Source organism: Candidatus Manganitrophus morganii (assembly GCA_021651055.1).
GTDB classification, from domain to species: domain Bacteria; phylum Nitrospirota; class Nitrospiria; order SBBL01; family Manganitrophaceae; genus Manganitrophus; species Manganitrophus morganii.
In genome coordinates this window covers 1,918,859-1,942,289 of record JAJHOH010000001.1, presented here as the reverse complement: position 1 = coordinate 1,942,289, position 23,431 = coordinate 1,918,859, and the positions used below count along the sequence as shown (strand labels likewise).

Genomic DNA, 23,431 nt, shown 5'->3' with positions numbered 1-23,431 from the left:
CAGAGGAGATTAAATGCATTTAACACCCCGGGAGCAGGAGAAGCTCCTGATCTACCTGGCGGCCCAATTGGCAAAGGAGCGGAAGGGACGCGGCCTCAAGCTCAATTACCCGGAGGCAGTGGCACTCATCACCTCGGCGGTGATGGAGGGGATTCGCGACGGAAAGCGCGTTTCGGAGCTGATGGAGATGGGGAGGAAGATTCTCTCGCGCGAGGACGTCATGGAAGGGGTGCCGGAAATGATCAAGGAGATCCAGGTGGAGGGGACCTTCCCCGACGGAACCAAGCTGGTGACGATTCACGATCCGATCCCGTGAAATGGGGTTGCAGGGTGTCGTCCTCTGTATGGTAGAGACGTCCCGCCGGGACGTCTCTACAGAGACCTAATGAGGAAAACATAATGATCCCGGGAGAATATTTCATCGCCGATGGCGAGATTGAGGCGAACGCAGGCCGGCGGACGATCGAGCTGATCGTCACGAACACCGGCGACCGGCCGGTCCAGGTCGGCTCCCACTTTCACTTCTTTGAAGCGAACCGATCGCTCTCTTTTGATCGGGAGGCCGCATTCGGGATGCGGTTAAATATCCCCTCCGGCGGCGCGGTCCGGTTCGAGCCGGGGGAGAAGAAGCGAATTGTCCTGGTAGAGCTCGGCGGAACCCGGACCGTCCGGGGTTTAAATGGCCTCACCGATGGACCGGCGGGATCGGCGCAGAAGAGCGCGGCGTTGAAGCGGCTTCGGGAAAAAGGATTTCAGGAGGGGAGAACGTAGGGGCGACGCATGCGTCGCCCCTACAATTCATGATGGAGAAGAGACAATGGCGTTAAAGATCCCGCGGCGGGTCTATGCCGAGATGTTCGGGCCGACGGCCGGAGACCGGGTTCGCCTGGCCGACACCGATTTAATTATCCGCGTCGAACGGGACCTGACCGTTTATGGGGATGAGTGCAAGTTCGGCGGGGGGAAAGTCCTCCGCGACGGGATGGGCCAGTCATCGGGAGCGACGTCGGACCAGGGGGCGCTCGATCTGATCATCACGAATGCGTTGATCCTCGATTACTGGGGGATCGTGAAGGCCGATATCGGGATCAAAGGGGGCCGGATCGTCGGGATCGGAAAAGGGGGGAATCCGGAGATCATGGACGGCGTGACCGCCGGGATGGTGGTCGGCGCCGCCACCGAAGTGATCGCCGGCGAGGGGATGATCGTCACCGCCGGCGGGATCGACTCCCACATTCACTTCATCTGCCCGCAGCAGATCGACGAAGCCATCACCTCCGGGATCACGACCATGATCGGCGGCGGAACCGGTCCGGCCACCGGGACCAACGCGACCACCTGCACCCCCGGGCCCTGGAATCTGGCCCGGATGCTCCAGGCGGCCGACGGCTTTCCGATCAACCTCGGTTTTCTCGGAAAGGGGAACGCGTCGTCGACGGCGCCGCTGGAGGAGCAGATCCTCGCCGGGGCGATCGGGTTGAAGCTCCATGAAGATTGGGGGAGCACCCCGCGCGCCATCGACACCGCGCTGACGGTCGCCGATCGATATGATGTCCAGGTGGCGATTCATACCGATACGTTGAACGAAGCCGGCTTCGTGGAGGCGACGATCGAAGCGATCGCCGGGCGAACGATCCATGCCTATCACACCGAAGGGGCCGGCGGCGGCCATGCCCCCGATATTATCCGCCTCTGCGGGGAGCCGAACATCCTGCCCGGATCGACCAATCCAACCCGGCCGTTCACCGTCAATACGATCGACGAACATCTCGACATGCTGATGGTCTGCCATCACCTCGATCCTTCGCTCCCGGAAGATGTCGCTTTTGCCGACTCCCGGATTCGCCCCGAGACGATCATGGCGGAGGATATTCTTCACGACCTCGGCGCCTTTTCGATTATGGCCTCCGACTCCCAGGCGATGGGCCGGGTGGGGGAGGTGATCCTCCGGACCTGGCAGACGGCGAGCAAGATGAAGGGACAGCGCGGCCCGCTGCCGGAGGAGGGGGAGGGGAGCGACAACCTCCGCGCGCGGCGGTACATCGCCAAATACACGATCAACCCGGCGATTGCGCATGGGATCTCCGAAGAGGTCGGATCGCTCGAAGTGGGAAAGTTGGCCGATCTGGTCCTCTGGCGGCCGGCTTTCTTCGGGGTGAAACCGGAGCGGGTGGTCAAGGGGGGGATGATTCTCCGGGCGGCGATGGGCGATCCGAACGCCTCGATCCCCACCCCGCAGCCGGTTCTCTATCGTCCGATGTTCGGCGCCTTCGGCGGGGCGCCCTATGAAAACAGCATCACCTTTCTCTCCAAGGCGGCGGCGGAGAGCGACCTTGCGGCGAGCCTGGAACTGAGAAAGAGGACCGTTGCGGTGCAGGGCTGCCGGCGGATCGGAAAGCGGGAGATGTGGCTGAACGATGCGCTCCCGCGGATCGAGGTGAACCCGGAAACCTATGAGGTCCGGGCTGATGGGGTCCTCCTCCGTTGCGAGCCGGCGGAGAAACTCCCGATGGCCCAGCGGTATTTTTTGTTTTAAACGGTGTAGGGGCGTATGCAATACGCCCCTACTACATGCATGGATTGGAAATGAACCTTTCTCCAAAAGATCTCCTCGGTCTCCTTCAATGGTGCGATTCTCTCTTCCCGGCAGGGGGCTATGCCCACTCCTTCGGTCTCGAAGAAGCGGTCCGGGAGGGAGCGGTCCGGGATGGGGAAGGGCTTTTCCGGTCGATTCGGGCGAAGATGGCCCATTCCGTCTTTCCAGGGGAGTGCGTCCTCATCAGGAAAGCGTATGCGGCAGCCGTGCAGGCGGACTTGAAGACGCTCTCCGCTTTGGATGAAGAGGGAATGGCGATGCGGCTGCCGATGGAATTTCGGGAGGGGAGCCGGGCCATCGGGCGGCGATGGATTCAGATGACGGCCGATCTTTATCCCTCTTCGTGGACGAGAGGATGTCTGGAAGCATTGAAGGAGGGACAACTTCGGGGCGATCCGGCCGTGGCTTTTGCGCTGGCGGGCGTGGCCTCTGAACGGGCGCTTGTTCCGACGCTGATCGGTTACGTTTATGGAATGGCGTCAGGGCAGGTCTCGGCGGGGCTGCGGCTTTTGCCGATCGGCCAGGGGGAGGGGCAACGGATTCTCGCTCGGATTTGGAAAGAGGTTTGCGAGGGGGGAGCGCTGGAGCACGTTCTCTCGGAACGGGATGCGGCCCCCGCTTCGTTCCAGCCCGCTTTGGAGATTCGCAGCATGCGGCATGAAATGGCCGAGATGAGACTGTTTCAATCGTGATGTAGGGGCGAATCTTGCCTGCACTGTATCATCGTGTATTCGCCCAATATTGATATGGGAACAAAGGGCGATCACAAGGATCGCCCCTACGAAAACCGATCAATTTTAGAAAGGGACGTCATGGGAGGATTTCATCATCATGAACCAGTCGCTCCGACGCCGCGGCAGCTCCGTCTGCCGGTCCGTATCGGGATCGGCGGTCCGGTCGGTTCCGGGAAAACCGCCCTCACTGAACGGCTCTGCATGCGGCTGCGGGATCGGTATCAGCTGGCGGTCGTGACCAATGACATCTACACCCGGGAGGATGCCGAGTTTCTGATCCGGGCGGGGGCTTTGGAAAAAGAGCGGATCATCGGCGTCGAGACCGGCGGCTGTCCACACACGGCGATCCGGGAGGATGCCTCGGGAAACCTTCATGCCATCGATCAGCTGGTTCATCGGTTTCCCGATTTGGAATTAATCTTCGTCGAGAGCGGCGGGGATAACCTCGCCGCCACCTTCAGCCCGGAGTTGGCCGATCGGGCGATTTATGTGATCGATGTCTCGGCCGGGGATAAAATTCCGAGAAAGGGGGGACCGGGGATCACCCGATCCGACCTGCTCGTCATCAACAAAATCGATCTCGCCCCATATGTCGGAGCCGACATCGGTGTCATGGACCGGGATACGAAAAGAATGCGCGCCGATCGTCCCTACATCTTCACCAATCTCAAAAAGCTGGAAGGCCTGGATGAGGTCTGCCGGTGGGTCGAAGAAATTCTTGCCGAGGCGCTATCGGTAGAGAAGAAAGCGGTTCTTCCTCGTCCATAAATAGAGAAGAGGGGGCGCCTTTCGGCGTCCCCTCTTCGCGCGGGCACAGGAGGGTGTATCATCCCACGACGTTGCCCGACGCCGTGGATCCCCCGCCCTGGCGGGCGGGGTACTCCGTTGAATCTATTCCTCTACTAAAACACCTTCCGAGTACTTCACGCCGGTGGTCTCCGGCATGGCACCCATATTGTGCTCGACAAACACGGGAACCGTGTTCAGGTCGATGGCATCGGCGACGCTGATGTCGAGGGTGCCCGGATCGGAAACGACATCCAGGAACTGACTGACTTCGAGCGGTTTGACCAGGTAGCTCTTAGCCGCGTCATCGGCATCGGTGACCTCGGTACCGGCCGGGATATTGATGATCTTGTCCGAAATATCATCAGTCATCACGTGGCCGTTCTTGAAGAGTTCATGGAAGAGATCCGGCAACCCATGCATCCAGCCGTCATACTGAAGCGCGAGAGACTTCTCCTCTCCCGCATTGCTGGTCAGTGTCACCGGAACGAGACGAATCGGATCGCTCAGCAGGACGTAGTTGCTGCTCGCGTCGAGTAAGAACTGCTGTGCGCCCCAACCGGTCCCTTCTTGAGCATATTCCCAGTTGAACTGCACCGGCCGAATGGTCGGATCCGTGGGAATGCCCCATTGATCGACGGTTACCGGCGTGCCATCCGCTTGAAGCGGTGTGTCGTCGGTAAAGTCGTTTGGCGTGCCGTTTGTGTCATAGGCCTGCAGACCCCATTCGCCGTTGGTGACGACGGTCGGCACGGCGCTTTCATCCACATCCGGGGTATTTGGATCATCCGAGAGATACTGTAAGAGGAGGAAGTTCGTACCGGCGCTTGTAATGAAGGTGTAACGCACATCTTGCCGCCACGGAGAGCGGAGATAATCAGCCCCCGAAGGAAGCATCGATGCAACGTTGGTCGGATTGGCGGCGCTCTGCAGCTCAATCATCACGTCATAAGCGTTTGCATCCATGACGCTGTTGTTTTTACGGCGCACGATGAAGTTGGCTCCGTGGCTGTTGATGTAATACTCACGTCCCGGATCCGGGGTAAAGGCCGCATCTCCGGTGCCGAACTCCGGCGTCCAGGTGCTCTCATCGAAACCGGTCAACTCTTTCTGCACCCAGCCGGTCGTGGTGGTCGGCCCGCCGAATTCTCCTGTGTAGGAGATGTAAATGGAGCCGCCGATATCGACAAAAAGGTCGGTGCCGTCGGTTTCAGCAAGCTTTACAGCGGGGCTGACCGGTGTCATGCCTCCCGGGGTGCCGGGCTCGGGGAACTGAGCCTTATAGAAACCGACGCCGTTATAGCCGCTCAAGCCGGGATCGGCGTTGAGATAGACGTAATTCTCCGGCATATTATTAACATTATCCCAGCGGCCGATATTGACGAACTTGCGGTCGCCTTCGCTCACCACCAGTATGTCGAAATCAGCGAAAGTAGAAAATGATCCGCTGGTGCAGATCGGGTTGTTTGGATCGAAGCGGTCGATCCATCCGTCGCAGGCCTGCCACGTCGACCCATTATGCAGAAGGTTAAAGTGTTTATTGATCCAGGTCTCGACGGCGATCCCTCTGATGTCGTTCAGGGCGCCCGGCACCAGCGTTCGCTTGGTGAAGGTTCCGTCAAGCTGCGTCGCGACGGTGTAGGTCTCCGCGGTATCCTGATTGCCCCGGTCTTGACGTTTGACGGTGGTTCCGGCGGGGACCGCTCCGTTGCCGGCCCAGAGCTGATGGCGCCCTTGCCAAGCCCCGTAGTAGGCGAACTGGCGGTGTCCCTCGGTGTCGGTGAACTCCACCGGGAAACCGAACGACTTGCTCTTCATGACATCCTGTCCGGTCTCGCTATCGAACATTCCATACCGATGAGTCATCTCGGTGATGGAGGTCCGGTCTTTATACTGGACGGCACCCGCCCCTTTTTGAATGGCGAGATGGGCCGTGTTGTAGGCATATTTCGCTTCCACCGGGTCCGGCGTGCAGTTGGGCTGAGTGCAGCTCTCGAAGTCGGGGAACATCACCTTCCCGAAGCCGTCTGTCTCCGAGCGGTTCATGACCGCCTTCATCTGATGGCTGCCACCTGGGCCGCCCGGGCTGCTCTCATTGATCTTAATGACCGCACGGCCGTCTGCGTCGATGTCGGCGGATGCTGCGAAGAAGTCGGAAGCCGAGTCGCCGAACCGGACATTCAACGTCCAGACGCCGTAGTCACTGTAAGAGCCATCGTCTCGACGTGTGGCCGATTGAAAGATCTTAAATTCGCCTTTGACCACCATGGTCACCCCGTCCCGCGACTCCTCGATCCAGAGTCGGACGCGATTGACATCTTGGCCGTCCTCCTCGATCATCGCCGAGTCAACCACCCACGGCTCGAGCGATTTCGTCTCAATGCCGTTCTGTTCGTCCTGGAAGGCGACCATCGCTTTATAAGGACCTTGATTCACGTTGGCCTCGTCGGCGTAGTTCGTCTGGGCCAGCGCCGAGAGGACCTGTTCGATGATGTCGAACTGTTCCAAGGTGTGCTCATTCACGAACTTTACCGTCTGCGCTTTGCTGTAGTCGGTATTCGGGTCGGTCGCGGCCTGTTTCAACGCGGAAAGCTTCGATCTGAGGCCGGGCTTGGTGACCCCTCCGACGCTTCCGGAAAGGTTGGTCGGGACTGCGGATATTTCGGTCGGCACCTCGAAACCGGCCGACTGAGAACCTCCGCCCCCCGATGAACTGCTTCCTCCGCCCCCGCCGCCGCAGGCAGCCAGGCTGAGGCTCAAGATCAATGAAGCCGAAGCCACTGCAAGTAACCTATTCATGTGTTGTCTCCTGTTTGTGTTTCGATGTGTTCTCTCGGACGACCTGAAACGGGCAGCATCTCGTTTGCATCCTTGCAAAATAAAAAAGCCCATTTCCAAACTCTAGAAATGGGCTGCGCATATAAATAAGGATAGAGCGATTCTTATTTATCCAGGGCAGCCCAACTAGCATGCCGGCGATTCCTTTCGCCCGGCGAAGCCTTGAAGCTTTGCGCCCCAACCTTTCGGTTGGTTTGCCTTTATCTTGGATTCAGACTTTGTTCGTGGTAAAAGATACCAAAAAGTAATATTTTGTCAAGGGCGGAAGAGGAAAAAAGAGACCTTTGACAAAGATTGTTCAATGCCGTAGTCTCAACGGATGCAGAAACGGTTTGTATCCTCCTCCCTTTTTGTCTTTTTTTTCCTCCAGGCGTTCTTCGGCTGCTCGCCGGCCCGGTTTCTTTCCAAGCCGGAATGGCGCCTGCAGGGAATTCGGATCGACCGGATCGATCTTTCGGGGGCCTCGGTGGGTCTGGCTCTACGCATTATCAATCCGAACCCCGTCGGCGTGACCGTCCGGCATCTGACGTATCAGTTTTATTTACATGAAGTGAAAATTGCGGAGGGAGAGATAACATCTCCCTTCGAGCTGCCGAGGCACGAATCGATCGATGTTGTCCTGCCGGTGCAGATGAGCTTCAAAGAGGCGCGTGAGCTGGCGCCGCTATTGAGACAAAAAACGGAGGAGATCGACTATCGATTAGAGGGGGAGATCACCTTGCAGGCAATGGGGACGGAGAAGCGTTTTCAGCTTCATCATGCTGGAAAGAGGTAATCCGGAGGGGGTCACTCTTTACGGGCCTTGGGCGGGGTGGAGATTTCCTTGATGAGGAGTTCTCCGTAGCGGTGGATCTGCCACTCCCGAAGGGATGCGACTTCCCGGAGCGCCTCGATCGATTTCGGCGTCCGCTTGGCGATATCGCGCAGCACGCCGCTGGTGACCACCATCGCCGGCTCCACCCCTTCTTGCTCCGCTTGTTTGTTTCGCCACTCTTTCAAGCGGGTCAACAATCGTTCTTGTTCGGGAGTAAGCGGGGCGCTGCCGTTTCGCTCGACTTTCGGGAGCGGATCGGTCGTTGTCAGTCCCTTTGCCACGGCATTCAGCCAGAGGGCCGGATTTCGAAAGACCGGCGCCGTTTCCCTGGGGAAAAGCCGCTTCAAATCCTCCTCGGATTGGGGCGATTCTTTGGCCATCTTAATGAGATCATCATTAGAGATGATTTTAAACGGCGGGCGGTTTCTCTTTTTAGCCAGCTGGTTGCGCACTACGGCGAGCTCCCGCAAAACTTTTTGAGAAGCGGCGGGAAGGACGCGCGCCCCTTTGATGCGCAGGTAATCATCCGGCTCGAAGGTTTTCCCGCTCCAAGTGATCGCTTCCAGCAGCCGGCATTCCTCTTCGATTTGGTCCATCCTCCCTTTTTCCTCGATTTCCTTTTTCAGAAGCTCGTAGAGCGGAACCAAGTAGGCGGTGTCTTGGGCGGCGTAATCCAATTGATCCTTCGGAAGGGGACGGATCGACCAGTTCGATTTTTGATGGGTCTTCGAAAGGTTTAATTGGAAATAACGCGCAATCAGATTCTGAAGGGAGAATTCTCGAACCCCCAACGCGCGCGCCGCCAAGGCGGTGTCGAAGATCGGGCCGATGTTGAACCCGAAGTCGCGCTTCAACGACACCAGATCATAGTCGGCGCCGTGAAAAATTTTTAAGATCGATCGTTCTTCGAGAAGCGCGCCGAGCGGTTCCACCGTTTCAAGAAGGAGCGGATCGAAGATGAAGTGCCGCTCCGCTCCGGAGATCTGAATAAGACTGACCCTCTCCTGATAGCTGTAGAGAGAGTCCCCCTCCGTATCGACGCCGATGATAGGGGCGCCGCGCAAGGCATCAATCGCTTCGCGGAAGGCGTCCGGTGTGGTGATGTAGTCGTAATGAAAATCCATTTCAGTCTGACAGTCCAGTTTGGTTAGGCCTCTTTTAAGAGTTGTTGCAATGCTTCCTGGAATTCCCGGCGTTCGAAGAAGCCTCCGCTAAAATGATGCAGGACCAGCTCCCCCTTTTTATTCAATAGAAAGAGGGTGGGGGTGAACTGCGCTCCGAATCGGGTGGAGATCCGATCGTTCGGATCGTAGAGGACGGGAAAATTGAAAACATCGGGGTGTGATTTTACATAGCCCCGGATGTTCGCCTCCGAATCTTTAAACCCGATGGCAATGACCTGAAACGGCTTCCCCTTCATCTTTTCTGTGAGGTCACGGACCTTCGGCAGCTCATGCTGGCAGGTCCCGCACCAAGAGGCCCAGAAGATAAGCAGGGTCGGCTTATCGAGCAGGTCTTTGTCGGTGTATTTTTTCCCGTCGAGGGAAAGAAGCTCAAACGGCGGGACTTTGGGGCCGCCGGCATCCGCGTGGACCCCTCCCATCAAGAAAAGGGAGAAGAGAAGCACCATCACGAAGGAAAGGCTCTTTCTCATCTGATTTTCTCCTTTATTTCGGTCTTACTCGTTTTTATCACAGCCCCCGCCCTTTCGCAAGCTGCCTTACGTAGATCTAATGACGCTTTCCGAGGAGACCCTGAGGACGGAAGATCATCATGACCACCAGCGCCGCGCCGAAAATCAGCATCCGATAACTCGCCAGGCCCCGGAGAAGCTCCGGCAAGACGGTCAGGAGGAAAGCGCCGAGGATCGCGCCGGGAAGACTCCCCATCCCCCCCAATACGACCATCGAGAGGACCCGGACCGATTCGAGAAAGGTAAAGCTCTCCGGCGAGACAAACGTATACTTGGCCGCAAAGAAGACCCCCGCCACCCCGGCGATCCCGGCCCCCAATGCGAAGGCGAGGACTTTCATCTGGGTGGTGTTGATCCCCATCGCCGAGGCGGCGAGCTCATCCTCCCGGATCGCGATCCAGGCCCGGCCGATTTGAGAATGGGTCAATCGGTAGATGGCCAGGACCGTGACGAGGAGGAGCGCGAGAACGAGGTAATAAAAATGAATCGGCTGACGGAGGACGAATCCGGGCAGCTCCGGCCGCCCGATACTCAAGATTCCATTTGGGCCGCTCGTGACCGAGTCCCAGTTATTGAAGACCAGGTAGATGATCTGGACGAATCCGAGGGTCACGATCGCCAGATAATCCCCCCGGAGGCGCAGCGTGATCATCCCGAGGATCACGCCGAACGCGGCGGCAATCGCCCCGCCGAGCGGAAGACCGAGCCAGAAAGAGAGGCCGATGCCGGTGGAGAGGAGGGCATAAACATAGGCCCCGATCCCATAGAAGGCGGCGTAACCGAGATCGAGAAGACCGGCGTAACCGACCGTAATGTTCAGCCCGACCGCCAGCAATGCGTAGAGTCCCGCCAGGCTCAGGATGTCGATATAGTAGTTGTTCAGAAAAAGAGGAAGGACGAGGAAGAGGGCACCCCCTCCGGCGAAGAGCGCCGCCCGATTCACCCGGGCGATCGTCTCTCCAATTTCCCTCACCCGCCTTCGAAAGAGGGTCATTCCGGTATGGAGAGGCTCGCTCCTCCCCCAGATCATCATCCCCTGCCAGAAGATCCCGCCGGCCGCCAGGATCAAGGCGAGTTTCCCCGCCTCTTGCCACCCCATGAAGGGAAGCGTGAGCAGCCCCATCCAGAGGCCGATCAATAGCGAATTCTTTAACACGGAGATCGACAAATTATTCCTTTGATCACGCCCGTTCCGGTACCTTTTCGCCGAGCAGGCCCGAGGGACGGAAGATGAGGACGAAGATTAAAATCAAAAAGGCGAAGCCGTCTTTAAATTCGCTGGAGATGTAGGCGGCGCCGAGGCTTTCGACCAGTCCCAGCAGCAGCCCGCCGACCATGGCGCCCGGGATGTTTCCGATCCCGCCGAGGACCGCCGCGGTAAAGGCTTTGATGCCGGCGACGTAGCCGATAAAAAAATGGACCACCCCGTAATACATCGCCACCATCACCCCGGCGACGGCGGCGAGAATCGACCCGATCGCAAAGGTCACCATGATCACCCGGTCGATCGGGATGCCGCAGAGCGACGCCATCGTTTTATCCTGCGCCGTCGCCCGCATCGCCTTCCCTAAGCGGGTCTTTCGAATAAAGAATTGCAGCGCCCCCATCAGGACGACCGAAGCGAGGAGGATGAAGATCTGAATCCCGCTGATCGGAAGGCCCGTTTCGGCGATCGGACCGGTCGGAAGAATGTGGGGAAAAACCTTGTCGCCCGATCCCTGCGTCAACATCACATAATTTTGAAGAAAGATCGACATCCCGATCGCCGAGATCAGCGGCGCGAGCCGGTGAGCGTGCCGAAGCGGCCGGTAGGCGATCCGTTCCAACGTCATCCCATATCCGGCGCAGGTCACCGCCGAGAGGAGAAAGGTCAGAATGAGCGAGAGGAAAAGATGCGATTCGGTCAGGCCGGCGACGGTGAAGAGGCCGAGGAAAATGATCCCGAGATAGGCGCCGATCATGTAGATCTCGCCGTGGGCGAAGTTAATCAGCCCCAAAATGCCGTAGACCATCGTGTAGCCGAGCGCCACCAGCGCATACACCGCGCCGAGGGTAAGGCCGTTGATCAATTGTTGTAAAAACATGCTAGGTCCGTATCTCTTTCGGGGTACTTTCGGCGATGGCGCTGCTACAGCCTCGGCCGAACGGCATCACCATCAGCTTCAAAAAAGTGCGGTCTTCCGGATTCGGGTATTCCTTCAAGCCGATGTTCAACCGCTCCTGCGGCGCCATCCGGTAGGTTCCGATCGACCGGTCCCAAAACGAGAAGATCGTCGAGTAATTCGAATGGGTCTCCGCCGGAACATCCGAGTGGTGAACCCGGTGCATGTCGGGGGTGACGAAAACCCAACGCACGGCCGACTCCAACGGCTCCGGAATTTTGAAGTTGCTGTGTTGGAACTGCGCGGCCAGAAGGAGCGCTCCTTCGAAGATCACCACGGAGATCCAAGGCGGCCCTAAAAGGGCGATTGCCCCCAACCGCAGAAGAATCGATACGCCGATCTCCGCCAGGTGAAACCGAGAGGCCGACGTGACATCGAGGTCCCGGTCGGTGTGGTGGACCCGGTGGAGTCGCCAGAAGAGCGGCACCCGATGATACGCCATGTGCCACAAATAGGTGACGAAGTCAAGGTAGAGCAGGGAAAGAAAAATATTCCAGCCGAGCCCTGCCGGAAAGAGATGGAGCAGCCCGATCCCGCGCGTCTCCAAAAACCGGGCGTAAGCGACGACCGCCCCGCCGAAGGCGATGCCGAGGAAGAGCGTGTTCCCCCCCGCGATCAGCAGATTCAGACCGTAGTGGCGAAAAATCGGATCGACCCGTTTTCGAAAAGGGAAGAGGTTCTCGATCGCCATGAACAGAAAGAGACCGGCGAAGCCGGCCAGGCTGCGCAGACCGGTGGGGGTTAAGAGAATATCCATCGTTCTCTAGTAGATTCACGGGTATTCAAGTCAACCTCTTTTCCAGAATGGGCAGAGTAAGTCATCTATCTCTTTCATCAAGTTTCGTTAAGGTTCTGATTTGATCGATGATCTTTTTAGCGATCTGCAATGATTCTTTTATTTCTTCTGGAGAGAATCTCGATTCCATAAAGGAGGGGTAGCGCTCTTCAACGTAGTATTGAGTAATCTTTTGGCAAGGGTCGATATACGTGCTGAACGAAGGTCCATGAACAATGACTTCGTTGAGCAATAGAATGAGGTTATGGGTCTTTCGGAGTTTCCAGCCTCTGGAGAGAAGATATCCTTTGAGATATTTTTCGAGTGCTTGCTGGATATTAAAACCTGCACCTTCGAGATCGCCCGCATTGAGAAGAATTTCAACCCGCTTGATTTCTTTATCACCAATTCGAAACCAGTCTTTTGGATTAACCGAATCTTCACGCTGCATAGAGTGTACGGCCTCTTGTCAGGATCTCTCTGAAGAAAGGATCTTTCATGCCTTGTTGGTTTATTTCTTCTGGAGTGATAACAATCGGCTCAATGGAGACGCGCAATTTGGGGTCATAGATGATTTTTGATACAGCCACCCGCCGGTCAATCGGACGCTCTTGCGTATCCTTGATGATGAGAAGGTCGATATCGCTGTCTTGATCCGGGGTCCCATAAGCGTAGGAGCCGAAGAGGATGATCTTTTCGGGCCGGTATTCCTTCACGATCTTTCCGATAATCTCGTCAATTAAATTTCGGAAACCTGTATCGTTGACCATCATCTATCCCTGCGGTTTCCAAAACTCCTCGAACTTGCCGTTTTTGGTGATCCAGACGATGTAGGGGGACTTCTTGACGTCTCCCTTTTCGTCGAACTCGATGTGGCCGAGCGCCCCGTCATAGTTCACATTCCGCATGATCTCGGCGACCCGCTTCCCATCTTTGATCTTTCCCTCCTTCTCGGCTTCCGCGAGCGCAGTCAGAAGGATGTTTGCGGCGTCATAGGAGTAGATGGCGTAGGGGGCGAGCTCGTTTCCATGTTTGGCCTTGTATTTTTCCAAAAATCCTTTTGCCTCCGGCATGTTTTCGGGATCGGGGGTGAAGGTGAGATAGGTCCCTTCCGCCGCCGCTCCGGCGATCTCGATAAACTTCGGATCGATGACCCCGTCGCCGCTGAGCATCGGGGCGGTGAGGCCGACCTCTTTCGCCTGCTTGGCGAGCTGTCCCCCCTCCGGAAAGACCCCGCCGAAGAAAAAAAGCTCCGGATTCTTCCCTTTGATCGAGGTAAGGATGCCCCTGAAATCTTTGTCCCCCTGAGTGACCCCGTCAAAGGAGACGACCTCGCTCTCCGGATGGGCGGCAAGACTTTTTCGGAACTCCTCGGCCAGCCCCTGGCCGTAGGTCGTCTTGTCGTGGAGGATGGCCACTCTCTTTAACTTGAGTTGTCCTCCGACGAAGTCGGCAGCCACCTTTCCCTGCTGATCGTCCCGGCCGCAGACGCGGAAGACGTTCCAAAATCCCTGGTCGGTCAGTTTCGGGTTGGTCGATCCGGGGGTGATCATCGGGACCCCGGACGAATGATAGACAGCCGAGGCGGGGATCGACGCGCTCGAATTAAAATGTCCGACCATCCCGACGATGCCGGAATTCACCAGCTTGTTCGCCACAGAGACGGCCTGCTTGGGGTCGTGCTGATCGTCGCCGACCTCCAAGCGGATCTTCTTCCCGTTGATCCCGCCGCGCGCGTTCCACTCCTCCACCGCCAGGCGGGCGCCCCGTTCGATATCCCCCCCGAGCTTGCTCTGATCGCCGGTCATCGGACCGGCGACGCCGATGACAATCTCGGAAGGACCCGCCGCTTCCTTCTGACAGCCGGCGAGGACGCTTGCGAAAATTGCGATTAAAAGAAAAGCTGCTCGAACCATTTAAAAACTCCCCCTCGGCATGATTGCGTCGGCTCCGTTCCCTCGATGAAGGCCTCTTCTTTCCCATCGAGACAGGTCTTTCCATTTTCGTTCACGCGTTCGAAGACGATCCCGGCCGGCGGGGAAAAGTCGGTCGGCGATGTCGCCGCGACCGCTTCTTTCATAAAAGCGGTCCAAATCGGCAATGCCGCCGTGGCTCCCGTCAACTCCACCGGGTCGTTCTGATCGAACCCGACCCAAACGACCGTCACCAGATCGGGGGTATAGCCGGCAAACCAGGCGTCCCGCTCATCGCTGGTGGTTCCGGTTTTCCCGGCAGCCGGACGATCGAAACCGAGCCTCCGAACCCCTTGCCCGGTGCCCGATTCGATCACCCCCTTCATCAAATGGGTGACGAGAAAGGCCGCCTGCGGCGAGATCACTTCCGGGAAAAGAACTTCTTCCGAATCGGGGGAGTCGAGGCGGAGATTGGCCGGATCGATGACCCCCTCCACAAAGAGGGGATCCCGCTTGATTCCCTGACTCGCCAATGTCGCATAGGCGACCGCCATCTCCAGAGGCGAAACCTCCGAGGTCCCGAGCGCCAGGGAAGGGAGGTCTTTCAAAGGGCTGGTCACCCCCAACGCGCGGGCAACGTTGCTGATCTTCTCGATCCCCACCTCTTGCGACAGACGAACGGTCGCGGTGTTGAGCGACTGCTCGAGCGCGGCCCGCAGCGTCACCGGCCCGAGATAATTCCGATCGTAATTCTGCGGCGACCAGTCGCGGCCCCCCGCCTGCAGGGTGATCGGGGCATCCTCCACTTGACTGATCGGCGTATACGGCCCTCTTCCATTGGCCGCCTCCTCGAAGGCGGCCAGATAGACGAACGGCTTGAAGAGCGATCCCGGCTGGCGGCGCGCCTGCGTCACCCGGTTGAATTGGCTGGTGCCGTAGTCGCGTCCCCCGACCAGCGCCCGAACCTCCCCGGTCCTGGGATCGATCGCCACCAAGGCCCCTTGAATCTGCCGACCCGGTTCGGCCCGCTTCAGGTGGGAATATTGCCGCTCCAGCATCTGAAGCCCGTTGCGGAGCTTTTCCTCGGCGATCCGCTGAAGCTCCACATCGAGCGCGGTGAAGATCCGAAGCCCGCCGGAGTTCAAAAGATCACCGGGGTAGGCCGCCGCCAGACGCTGCCGAACCTCATCGACGAAATAGGGGGCGGCATTCAACCGCTCTTTCACCTTGCGGCCGGAAACGGTCTCGGCGCGGGCGTTGATGTATTGAGGAAGGGTAATCTTCTCTCCCGCGAAGAGGGTTTCCAGGACCAGGTTGCGGCGCTGAATCGCCTTCTTCAGATTTTTCTGAGGGGAGAGGGTATTCGGAGAGCGAATGATCCCGGCCAGGAGCGCCGACTCTCCCATCGTCATCTCGCCCGGCGGCTTGCCGAAGTAGAACCACGACCCCTGGCCGATCCCATAGATTCCCATGATCCCGTTTTGGCCGAGATAAATTTCGTTCAGATAAGTTTCGAGGATCTCTTCCTTGTTGTAGTGCCGCTCCAGGAGGAGCGCCATGATCGCCTCATTGAGTTTTCGGTTCCAGGTCCGCTCGCTGTCGAGATAAAAATTTTTGACCAGCTGCTGCGTGAGGGTGCTTCCTCCCTGGACGATCCCGCCTGCGCGAAGATTGGCCCAAGCGGCGCGCAAGATCCCGCGCGGGTCGATTCCTCCATGTTCGTAGAAGCGGCGATCTTCCATGGCGAGGATGGCGTCGATCAAAATCGGCGGGGCTTCCGACAGCCCGATTAAGCTTCGCTCTTCCCAGGTCCCTTCATAAAATCCCCCGATCACTTCCGGCTCGATCGGAACCCGGTCGAGATCCTCCGCCAGAGAAAGATCGACGATCCGATCGATCTGCTTTCCCGAAGAGAACGAGAGGCTGACGGGGATTCCCTGCTGGAGACGGTCGGGGTAGGCGAAGTCGTGGAGGAAGATCTCCAACCCGCTTTGAGAGAGGTAGTATTCCCCTGACCTTTTGACCGGCCGTTTTACAGAATGGTAGTTCAATCGTTTGAGGCGGGAGATCACGTGGCTCTTATCAATATCGAGGCCGGGAGAGAGGACAAGCGGTGCCGAGTAGATTTTGGAAGGGAGCTTCCACCGTTGGCCCTCGAACTTTTTCACCACCTGATAATCGAGGTAGGCGATGTAGACCGCAGTGAAAGAGAGAATCAGGAGAAAGAATCCCAGGAAAATGCGGAGAGGTCGGCTTTTTCGTTTTTTCTTCATTAGAAGCATTTATACCATCTTTTCCTTGTAAATTCAATGGAAAAGGCTGTTTCCGTTGACAGGCGCGGTGAATCATGATAATCCTCGACCGAAGAATCTTGTAGGAACCCTCCATGACCGAGACGCAAAAAAAGGCGATCATCATCATCTTCGCCAAAGCTCCCGAACCGGGATCGGTGAAGAGCCGTCTTCAATCGATTCTTCATCCGGAGGAACGGGCCCGGCTGCAAGCCGCCATGATCCTCGATACCCTTGCCCTGACCGATTCTCTCCCGGTTCAACGGGCGTTGGCGTCGGCCCCGCCGGCCAGTCACCCTTTCCTGGTCCGGTGCGGACGGGAGCGGTCGATTCCGCTGATTTCACAGGAAGGAGAAACCCTGGGAGAGCGAATGAAGAACGCCTTCGATTGGGGGTTCGGGGAGGGGTTTCAGCGGGTGGTCCTCATCGGGTGTGATGCGCCGACTCTGCCGGCCGATCTGATCCGGCAGGCGGTCGATCGCCTCGAACAGTCGCCGCTCGTGATCGGGCCGAGTCTCGATGGCGGCTACTATCTGATCGGCGCGCGGCCGCCGCTCCCCGATCTCTTCAGCGGGATTCAATGGGGGAGCGATCAGGTCTTGATTTCGACCCTGCGAAGGATCAATGCCGAGAAGCGCGGCTGCGCGCTGCTTCCCTTCTGGTATGACATTGACCGGCCGGGCGATTTGATCTTTCTTAAAGAGACGCTCGCCCTCCACGAGCGGCAAGGAGCCCCGCTTCCGAAGGAGACGCACCAGTTCCTTCGCTCCCTTTCATGGGAAGGCCGAGAAGGGGGAGGGGGATGAAGCCGATCGGACTCTATATCGATTTCCCTTTTTGTCTTTCCCGTTGCTCGTTCTGCGCCTTCAATATTCAGGGATACCGGGAGGGGTTTGCATCGCGGTATGCCGACGCCCTTCAAAAGGAGATCGCCGCGTATGCCGACGCGCCGCTCTGGCGGGATCGGGTCATCGCCACTATTTATTTAGGAGGCGGGACGCCGAGTCTCTACGCGCCGGAGGTCCTTGCCGGTCTTGTGGCGCTCTGTCGGAAACGGTTTCCTGTCGCCCCCGATGCCGAGGTGACGTTGGAGGCGCATCCGGCGACGATCCATCCCGGGAATCTCTTGCCGCTTCGGGAGGGAGGAATCAATCGCCTCTCGATGGGGGTGCAGTCATTCTCCGATGCGCACCTCGAAGCGCTCGGCCGGCGCCACACGGCGGAGGCCGCGCGCGCCGCTTTCGCCGCGGCCCGGGCAGCCGGTTTTGCTAACATCGGGATCGATCTGATCTATGCGCTCCCGGATCAATCCTGTTCAGCCTGGGAGGCCACCCTCCGGGCGGCGATCGACCTTGCCCCGGAGCATCTTTCTTTGTATGGGCTTTCGATCGAAGAGGGAACCCTCTTTGATAAGAAAGCCCGCACCGGGCTTCTCTCTCTTCCCACCGAGGAGGAGGCGATCATGCAGTATCAAACCGCGCAAGCGCGCCTGGGGGCCGCCGGTTATCGGCACTATGAAATATCCAACTTCGCCCGGCCCGGTTACGAATGCCGCCACAATCTTCTCTACTGGGATCGGAGCGAGGTCCTCGGCGTCGGCCTCTCGGCCCACACCTACCTCGATCGGGAACACCGCGCGAACACCGACTCGCTCCAGGCCTATTTGGAGAAAATCGCGTCGGGGCATCTTCCGGTCGATCGCACCGAAAAGGTGAGCCCGGAGATGTTGCGGAAAGACCGGATCATCTTCGGGTTGAGAAAGACGGAAGGAATTCCGCTCGAATTCCTGGAGGAAGACCCCTCCCTCCGAAGGACCGCCGACCGACTCATCTTGGAGGGGCTTCTTTTGATCGATCAACAAGAGATCCGGCTGACCCCTAAAGGGCTGCTTTTGGCGGATGAGGTCGCCGTCGCTTTCCTCTGATCCCGATCATTCATGTGAGCCCTACCGCTGGAACGTCTCAAAGATTTTCGAGGCGAACGGAAACGCCGTGGGCCGGAGCACCAGATCGAGAATCGACCAAAGCGGTCGCAAGTCTCTCCGTATATCCCTATAACGATCTTCCCCTTGGGTCAACCGGCAGAAGCGGGTCCAGCCGATGAGCCGGCTGAGAGGCCCGATCGATCGGCGCCAGAGCAGATTGGCTGCAACGGCGGGAGCGAGGTGGAAGAGAGACCACATCTGGAAGGCGATCTGAAGCTCGGGGATCAACTCCCGTTCCACCTCCTGCCGGTAGCCTTCCAGATCGGAGACCTTCCCATCCAAGTGTGCGGCAAGATGTTTGGCCGCCGCCCGGCCGCTCCAGATCGCGCCGTAGATCCCCTCTCCGGTCAGCAAATCGACCAGGCCGGCGGCATCGCCGACCAGAAGGAGGTTGCCATGGATCAGCGGCGTATCGGGACGGCGTATCGGGAGGGGGGCGGCCCGGACCCCCCAGAGCGTGGCCGGGTCGAAACCGTAACCGCGGACCGCCTCCTCGAACTTCCGGCGCAGGGCCGATCCAACCGACGGCAACCCCCCGATCCCGATGTTGAGATGGTTCCCCTTCGGAAAGAGCCAGTGATATCCGCCGGGGACGGCGCCGAGATCGATCCCGACGCGGGTTTGCCACCGCTCCGGGAAGCGGCCGTCCGGGGTGATGTTCCCTTCCAGGGCGAGGATGCGCCAACGGGGCACGGTGAGTCCGGCGCGCTTGGCGGTCTCCCCATTCGCGCCGTCGGCCGCCACCAAGGTCCGGCCCTCGAATGTTTCGCCGCCTGTTCGGACGATCACCCGGGAGCGCTCCCGCTCGATCTCGCGGAGCGGGGTCCGCTCCCGTAGAGTCGCGCCGGCCTTGACCGCCTGTTCGACTAAGAAATGATCGAACCGGTTCCGCTGGACGAGATGGAAAAGCGGCTGCGCTGCATCGCGGGCAAAGCCGCCGCGGCCGGAGAAGGTCAGGTCGAGCCCGCAAATCGAGCGTTCGACGACCGGGGCAAGATCAAACGGCAAAAGACGCGCGGCGCGGAGGGTGATTCCGCCGCCGCACGGTTTGTCGCGCGGGAAGGTCGCCTTATCGAGGAGCAGAACCGACATTCCCCGCGCCGCACACTCCCGCGCCGCGGTGCTTCCGGCCGGACCGCTCCCCACCACAATCACATCGTAGCGCATTGCAAACCTGAGATGAGGGATGTCAAACTACTTTCTCGTGTATCGATGTTTTATCCCGACCGGAAAATAATCGGGATCGCCGGACGGCTTCAACGTCACCTCCGGCCGTTGGCGCGCGGCGGGAACGTAGTGGGCGAACTCGCTGTTCAGCCGCAGCAGCTCCCGCTGAATCGATGCGGCGATCGCCTGCCGTTTCTCCTCGTCGCCGGTGATCCCCGGCAGGAGCTCGACGGCCACACTGAAGCGCTTGTCTTTCGTTTCGGTCTCTTGCACCTGAAGGACGAACTTCCCGGTAACCCACTGTTTGATCGGCTCTTGCTCCAGGGCGACGGTGACATTCTCCGGGTAGACGTTCGCGCCGTAGTAGGAGACGGTGAAGTCGGCCCGGCCGAAGAGATAAACGAAGGGGAGGGGATAGACGCCGCGCAGGTCGGTCAACGGATCTCCGCCGTTCTCCTTCACGAACCGGAGCATTGTTTCGTAAGGAACGACCCCCCCTTTGTCGGCGATATGATAACGGATGAGCGGCACGCCGTTGTCGCCGGTGATGATCAAGGTTCCCTCCGGCGTGACCTCGAAGAAGCGGCTCAACGGATCGTATTGGACGAGCGTCGGGAGGCGGGATTCTCCGAACCGCTTCCGCGCTGCGTCGGGGTGGGTGGCGAAAAATCGTCGGAGGGTGATGGAAATCGGTGTCTCATTTCCCAGCACCCCGGCATCGGCGGTTCCGTAGAGGGAGGCGGTGTCATGGACCGGATCGCTCGATCCAACCCGCTCGCAGACCAGCGTTCGCCACTCTTCGCTGAAGACCTCGCCGGCGAAGACCATTCTGATCCGATACCGTTTCCAGTCGATCCCCTGCGCAATCCCATGATCGATTACCTCTTTGATAAACGGCGGATAGCCGGCGAGGACCACCTGCTCGAAGTGCGGACCCAGGGTCTCAATCACTCGGAAGATCTCGCTCTTGTTGTTCCCCGGCGTGACGAGGGTGATCGGGTAACCCTTCTGGGCAAGATACCGGCAACAGGCGGCGGTGTACATCCCGCCGACCCAGGTGCCGAGAGCGAAGCAGATCACCGCCAGCGTGGGGCGGCGGTCGGCTTGGAAAGCATCCCTGAAAATCTGCTCGAAACGAAAGGAGATGTCGAGCTCATGTTTCAGAGAGCGGGGCCAGAAGAGGGGTGTTCCGGTCGATCCGGAGGAGACGGCGATCATCTCGCAGTTGTGCAGCTTTTCCCCGCGGCAGCGCTGCGGGAGCGGGTAGACGGTCATGTAATTTTGTTTCGTGAGAAGGGGGAGGGTTTGAAAGTCGGCAGACGTTTGAATCCGGTTTGGATCGATCTCTTCGCGTTTTAGGAAGTCGCGGTAGGCGGGAACCTCGGCGACGACCGAGTGAAAGAGAGTGAGGGCGGCCTGCCCGGGCGATTCGGTCAGATGGCGTGCGAGTCTGGTTTCCAGGGGGGTCGAGAAAAAAGCATCCATCGTGGGGCTCCGCTCATCAGCAAATGTCGGGGTCAGACCATTATACTGAATCGGGACGGAGCGATTCCACAATCAAAACGAAAATGGACGATTTCAGACAAGATGGATGATTCTGCGCGGTTCCGCAGCGTTCCGACGCTAACCCCTCGCTCTGGAACGACGGGACCGTGCCCTCATCTCGTGCGCCAAGATCACCGGGTCCTCGATCCGCCCGCAGCAGAGACACCGCGAGCCGACATAGTCCCAAGGACGCGATTCGATCGATGTGAATAAGAATTTCTCCGCCACCATCAGTCCGCCACATTTTCTGCAATTCATTTTATCCCCCCTGGATGTTTGATTGTTGGTATGACGATCATAGATTAAAGCAAGCAATGTGCCGTGACGCGGGGAGAAGGAAAGAGTGAGAAAAAAAGCCGTTTGACGATCCGAAGGGACCAAAATCGGGATCGGTGGGAAGGTTTCTCTTCCGGAATTCGGAAGCCTTCCGGAAGGAAGAATGTCTTTCCGCAAGAATATCCCTGCCCTGCTGTATGATTTCGATGCTTTGCTGTATCTCTCCTCGTTCCCTGAAAATCAGGCGGATCGGATCTGGTAAACTACTCAGAGAGGGAAGAACGGTTAAATGAAAAAGAGGATCCATCCAATCCAAAGGAGAGGATCTGGAGGGGAGAGGCTGGTTCGCGAAACGCTTGTTTTTCGGGGGAAGTTGGCATACAATAGCCGTTCTTTGCGGAGAGGTCGGTTTGAAGTATTCAAATGAAAAGAAAAAAGTCGGGCTGGTCAGCCTCGGCTGTCCCAAGAATCAGGTCGATTCCGAGGTGATGCTCGGATCGCTCCTTCAGGCGGGGTATGAATTGACCGCCGAAGCGGGAGAGGCCGATATCGTGATCGTCAACACCTGCGGATTCATCGATCAGGCCAAAGAGGAGTCGATCGACACTCTCATCGAAATGGGAGAGCTGAAAAAGAGCGGCCGCTGCCAAGCGCTCATCGCTACCGGATGTCTGACGCAGCGTTATTCGGGCGATCTCCTCGATCAGCTTCCGGAGATCGACGCCGTCGTCGGGACCGGCGACTTCCCGAAGATCGCCTCCCTCTGCGACGCGCTGCTGAATCCGAAGAGAACGGATCATCGCCCGAGCCTCACCGAGACGCCGACCTATCTCTATCAGCCGGAGACCCCGCGCCTGCGGCTCGGACCGAAACACTGGGCCTATATCAAGGTTTCGGAGGGGTGTAACTACCGGTGCTCGTTCTGCAGCATTCCCTCTTTTCGGGGGGATCTTCAGAGCCGGACGATCGATTCGGTCGTCCGCGAGGCGCAGGCGCTGGCGGACGAAGGGGTGGTCGAGATCAACCTCATCGCGCAGAGCCTCACCAGCTTCGGTTGGGACCGCCGGAAAAAGGGGGAGCTGGTCACCCTTCTGAAAGCGTTGGTCCGGATTGACGGCCTTCGTTGGATCCGCCTTTTCTATACCTACCCGACCGATTTCACCGACGCGTTGATCGATCTGATCGCCGAGGAGGAGAAGATCTGCCGCTACATCGACCTCCCGCTTCAGCATATTGATGATACCATTCTCAAGAAGATGAACCGAAAGGGGAAGCGGCGCGACATCGAGCGGCTGATCCAAAAACTTCGCGACCGGATCCCCGGCGTCACCCTCCGAAGTACTTTCATCGTCGGTTTCCCGGGGGAGACGGAGAAGGAATTCCGGACCCTTTCGGAGTTCATCCGGGAGACCGAATTCGACCGGCTCGGCATCTTCACTTACTCGCTGGAGGAGGGGACCTCCGCCCATCCGCTCGGCGATCCGATTGCGGAAGGGGTCAAAATCAAACGTCAGAAAACGCTCTTGGAAATGCAGCGGAAGATTTCACGGCGAAAACACCGGAAGATGATCGGGACGGTCCAGACAGTCTTGGTCGACGGGCTCTCGAAGGAGAGCGATCTTCTTCTCGAAGGGAGATTGGAGGGACAAGCCCCCGACGTGGACGGCGTCATCCTGATCAACGACACCGGCGGGGAGGTGGTGAACCCGGGCCGGTTCGTCTCCGTTCGAATCACCGCGGCGCACGATTACGATCTGGTCGGGGAGATCGCGGAGGAAAAAGACAATCCCGCCCCGCCTCAAAAAGAGGAGGCGCTCCTTCCGATGATCTCGCCGTCAATACATCGGTGAGGGGGCC

At 58.5% G+C, this 23,431-nt stretch carries 21 protein-coding genes and 1 riboswitch; of the genes, 9 read left to right on the top strand and 12 right to left on the bottom strand.

Going from position 1 to position 23,431, the window contains the following annotated elements; all coding sequences use genetic code 11:
- Positions 1-13: 13 nt before the first annotated feature.
- From MCM46_08800 to ureG, 5 genes are all read left to right on the top strand, one after another.
- The gene (locus MCM46_08800; GenBank protein ID MCG3111904.1) at positions 14-316 is read left to right on the top strand and encodes an urease subunit gamma; all 303 of its coding nucleotides are present in this window, start codon (positions 14-16) and stop codon (positions 314-316) included.
- Between the two features lie 83 nt (positions 317-399).
- Positions 400-771 carry an urease subunit beta gene (gene ureB / locus MCM46_08795; GenBank protein MCG3111903.1) on the top strand — a complete coding sequence of 124 codons (372 nt, stop codon included), beginning with the start codon at positions 400-402 and terminating at the stop codon, positions 769-771.
- A 46-nt stretch (positions 772-817) separates the two neighbouring features.
- Positions 818-2,536 (top strand): urease subunit alpha, encoded by a 1,719-nt coding sequence (gene ureC, locus MCM46_08790; protein MCG3111902.1) that lies wholly within the window; start codon positions 818-820, stop codon positions 2,534-2,536.
- Positions 2,537-2,586: 50 nt separating this feature from the next.
- A complete protein-coding gene (locus MCM46_08785; protein ID MCG3111901.1) occupies positions 2,587-3,288 on the top strand; it encodes a hypothetical protein in 702 nt (233 codons plus the stop codon).
- Between the two features lie 120 nt (positions 3,289-3,408).
- Entirely contained in the window at positions 3,409-4,098 is a 690-nt protein-coding gene (gene ureG, locus MCM46_08780) for an urease accessory protein UreG (protein MCG3111900.1), read from the top strand.
- A gap of 123 nt (positions 4,099-4,221) precedes the next feature.
- Here ureG and MCM46_08775 read toward each other — a convergent pair whose 3' ends face one another.
- Positions 4,222-6,915, bottom strand: coding sequence for a hypothetical protein (locus MCM46_08775; protein MCG3111899.1), 2,694 nt, complete (start codon positions 6,913-6,915; stop codon positions 4,222-4,224).
- 152 nt (positions 6,916-7,067) lie between these two features.
- A riboswitch (cyclic di-GMP riboswitch) is annotated at positions 7,068-7,163 on the bottom strand.
- Positions 7,164-7,273: 110 nt separating this feature from the next.
- Between MCM46_08775 and MCM46_08770 the strand changes: the two genes are divergently transcribed.
- Positions 7,274-7,729 carry an LEA type 2 family protein gene (locus tag MCM46_08770; GenBank protein ID MCG3111898.1) on the top strand — a complete coding sequence of 152 codons (456 nt, stop codon included), beginning with the start codon at positions 7,274-7,276 and terminating at the stop codon, positions 7,727-7,729.
- 11 nt (positions 7,730-7,740) lie between these two features.
- Here MCM46_08770 and MCM46_08765 read toward each other — a convergent pair whose 3' ends face one another.
- From MCM46_08765 to MCM46_08725, 9 genes are all read right to left on the bottom strand, one after another.
- On the bottom strand, positions 7,741-8,892 hold the full coding sequence (locus MCM46_08765) for an HRDC domain-containing protein (GenBank protein ID MCG3111897.1): 1,152 nt from the start codon (positions 8,890-8,892) through the stop codon (positions 7,741-7,743).
- A gap of 23 nt (positions 8,893-8,915) precedes the next feature.
- Positions 8,916-9,422: a TlpA family protein disulfide reductase gene (locus tag MCM46_08760; GenBank protein ID MCG3111896.1), complete on the bottom strand. Its 507-nt coding sequence runs from the start codon at positions 9,420-9,422 to the stop codon at positions 8,916-8,918.
- 76 nt (positions 9,423-9,498) lie between these two features.
- Positions 9,499-10,629, bottom strand: coding sequence for a hypothetical protein (locus MCM46_08755; protein ID MCG3111895.1), 1,131 nt, complete (start codon positions 10,627-10,629; stop codon positions 9,499-9,501).
- A 13-nt stretch (positions 10,630-10,642) separates the two neighbouring features.
- Positions 10,643-11,545 carry a branched-chain amino acid ABC transporter permease gene (locus MCM46_08750; GenBank protein MCG3111894.1) on the bottom strand — a complete coding sequence of 301 codons (903 nt, stop codon included), beginning with the start codon at positions 11,543-11,545 and terminating at the stop codon, positions 10,643-10,645.
- A 1-nt stretch (position 11,546) separates the two neighbouring features.
- Positions 11,547-12,380: a sterol desaturase family protein gene (locus tag MCM46_08745; GenBank protein ID MCG3111893.1), complete on the bottom strand. Its 834-nt coding sequence runs from the start codon at positions 12,378-12,380 to the stop codon at positions 11,547-11,549.
- Positions 12,381-12,441: 61 nt separating this feature from the next.
- Positions 12,442-12,849, bottom strand: a complete 408-nt coding sequence (locus MCM46_08740; protein MCG3111892.1) for a HEPN domain-containing protein — start codon at positions 12,847-12,849, stop codon at positions 12,442-12,444.
- The gene (locus tag MCM46_08735) at positions 12,839-13,114 is read right to left on the bottom strand and encodes a nucleotidyltransferase domain-containing protein (GenBank protein MCG3111891.1); all 276 of its coding nucleotides are present in this window, start codon (positions 13,112-13,114) and stop codon (positions 12,839-12,841) included. The genes MCM46_08740 and MCM46_08735 overlap by 11 nt, the downstream gene beginning before the upstream one ends.
- Positions 13,115-13,171: 57 nt before the next feature.
- Positions 13,172-14,314: a branched-chain amino acid ABC transporter substrate-binding protein gene (locus MCM46_08730; GenBank protein MCG3111890.1), complete on the bottom strand. Its 1,143-nt coding sequence runs from the start codon at positions 14,312-14,314 to the stop codon at positions 13,172-13,174.
- The gene (locus tag MCM46_08725) at positions 14,290-16,593 is read right to left on the bottom strand and encodes a PBP1A family penicillin-binding protein (GenBank protein MCG3111889.1); all 2,304 of its coding nucleotides are present in this window, start codon (positions 16,591-16,593) and stop codon (positions 14,290-14,292) included. The genes MCM46_08730 and MCM46_08725 overlap by 25 nt, the downstream gene beginning before the upstream one ends.
- A 104-nt stretch (positions 16,594-16,697) precedes the next feature.
- Here MCM46_08725 and MCM46_08720 point away from each other — a divergent pair, with 104 nt between their 5' ends.
- Together MCM46_08720 and hemW are read left to right on the top strand one after the other, a co-directional pair.
- Positions 16,698-17,408, top strand: coding sequence for a TIGR04282 family arsenosugar biosynthesis glycosyltransferase (locus tag MCM46_08720; GenBank protein ID MCG3111888.1), 711 nt, complete (start codon positions 16,698-16,700; stop codon positions 17,406-17,408).
- Positions 17,405-18,526 carry a radical SAM family heme chaperone HemW gene (gene hemW, locus MCM46_08715; GenBank protein MCG3111887.1) on the top strand — a complete coding sequence of 374 codons (1,122 nt, stop codon included), beginning with the start codon at positions 17,405-17,407 and terminating at the stop codon, positions 18,524-18,526. Before MCM46_08720 ends, hemW begins: the two co-directional genes overlap by 4 nt.
- A gap of 21 nt (positions 18,527-18,547) precedes the next feature.
- Here hemW and MCM46_08710 read toward each other — a convergent pair whose 3' ends face one another.
- A complete protein-coding gene (locus MCM46_08710; GenBank protein ID MCG3111886.1) occupies positions 18,548-19,753 on the bottom strand; it encodes a geranylgeranyl reductase family protein in 1,206 nt (401 codons plus the stop codon).
- 27 nt (positions 19,754-19,780) lie between these two features.
- On the bottom strand, positions 19,781-21,238 hold the full coding sequence (locus tag MCM46_08705) for a hypothetical protein (GenBank protein ID MCG3111885.1): 1,458 nt from the start codon (positions 21,236-21,238) through the stop codon (positions 19,781-19,783).
- Positions 21,239-21,984: 746 nt separating this feature from the next.
- Between MCM46_08705 and rimO the strand changes: the two genes are divergently transcribed.
- A complete protein-coding gene (gene rimO, locus MCM46_08700) occupies positions 21,985-23,424 on the top strand; it encodes a 30S ribosomal protein S12 methylthiotransferase RimO (protein ID MCG3111884.1) in 1,440 nt (479 codons plus the stop codon).
- Positions 23,425-23,431: the final 7 nt, after the last annotated feature.

What these genes read in the sequence shown, in the direction of transcription:
- MCM46_08770 (MCG3111898.1), top strand. Translation starts at nt 7,274, where the DNA reads ATGCAGAAACGGTTTGTATCCTCCTCCCTTTTTGTCTTTTTTTTCCTC.
- MCM46_08775 (MCG3111899.1), bottom strand. Translation starts at nt 6,915, where the DNA reads ATGAATAGGTTACTTGCAGTGGCTTCGGCTTCATTGATCTTGAGCCTC.
- MCM46_08750 (MCG3111894.1), bottom strand. Translation starts at nt 11,545, where the DNA reads ATGTTTTTACAACAATTGATCAACGGCCTTACCCTCGGCGCGGTGTAT.
- ureG (MCG3111900.1), top strand. Translation starts at nt 3,409, where the DNA reads ATGGGAGGATTTCATCATCATGAACCAGTCGCTCCGACGCCGCGGCAG.
- MCM46_08705 (MCG3111885.1), bottom strand. Translation starts at nt 21,238, where the DNA reads ATGGATGCTTTTTTCTCGACCCCCCTGGAAACCAGACTCGCACGCCAT.
- MCM46_08740 (MCG3111892.1), bottom strand. Translation starts at nt 12,849, where the DNA reads ATGCAGCGTGAAGATTCGGTTAATCCAAAAGACTGGTTTCGAATTGGT.
- MCM46_08785 (MCG3111901.1), top strand. Translation starts at nt 2,587, where the DNA reads ATGAACCTTTCTCCAAAAGATCTCCTCGGTCTCCTTCAATGGTGCGAT.
- MCM46_08725 (MCG3111889.1), bottom strand. Translation starts at nt 16,593, where the DNA reads ATGCTTCTAATGAAGAAAAAACGAAAAAGCCGACCTCTCCGCATTTTC.
- MCM46_08710 (MCG3111886.1), bottom strand. Translation starts at nt 19,753, where the DNA reads ATGCGCTACGATGTGATTGTGGTGGGGAGCGGTCCGGCCGGAAGCACC.
- ureC (MCG3111902.1), top strand. Translation starts at nt 818, where the DNA reads ATGGCGTTAAAGATCCCGCGGCGGGTCTATGCCGAGATGTTCGGGCCG.
- ureB (MCG3111903.1), top strand. Translation starts at nt 400, where the DNA reads ATGATCCCGGGAGAATATTTCATCGCCGATGGCGAGATTGAGGCGAAC.
- MCM46_08745 (MCG3111893.1), bottom strand. Translation starts at nt 12,380, where the DNA reads ATGGATATTCTCTTAACCCCCACCGGTCTGCGCAGCCTGGCCGGCTTC.
- MCM46_08760 (MCG3111896.1), bottom strand. Translation starts at nt 9,422, where the DNA reads ATGAGAAAGAGCCTTTCCTTCGTGATGGTGCTTCTCTTCTCCCTTTTC.
- hemW (MCG3111887.1), top strand. Translation starts at nt 17,405, where the DNA reads ATGAAGCCGATCGGACTCTATATCGATTTCCCTTTTTGTCTTTCCCGT.
- MCM46_08800 (MCG3111904.1), top strand. Translation starts at nt 14, where the DNA reads ATGCATTTAACACCCCGGGAGCAGGAGAAGCTCCTGATCTACCTGGCG.
- MCM46_08765 (MCG3111897.1), bottom strand. Translation starts at nt 8,892, where the DNA reads ATGGATTTTCATTACGACTACATCACCACACCGGACGCCTTCCGCGAA.
- MCM46_08720 (MCG3111888.1), top strand. Translation starts at nt 16,698, where the DNA reads ATGACCGAGACGCAAAAAAAGGCGATCATCATCATCTTCGCCAAAGCT.
- MCM46_08730 (MCG3111890.1), bottom strand. Translation starts at nt 14,314, where the DNA reads ATGGTTCGAGCAGCTTTTCTTTTAATCGCAATTTTCGCAAGCGTCCTC.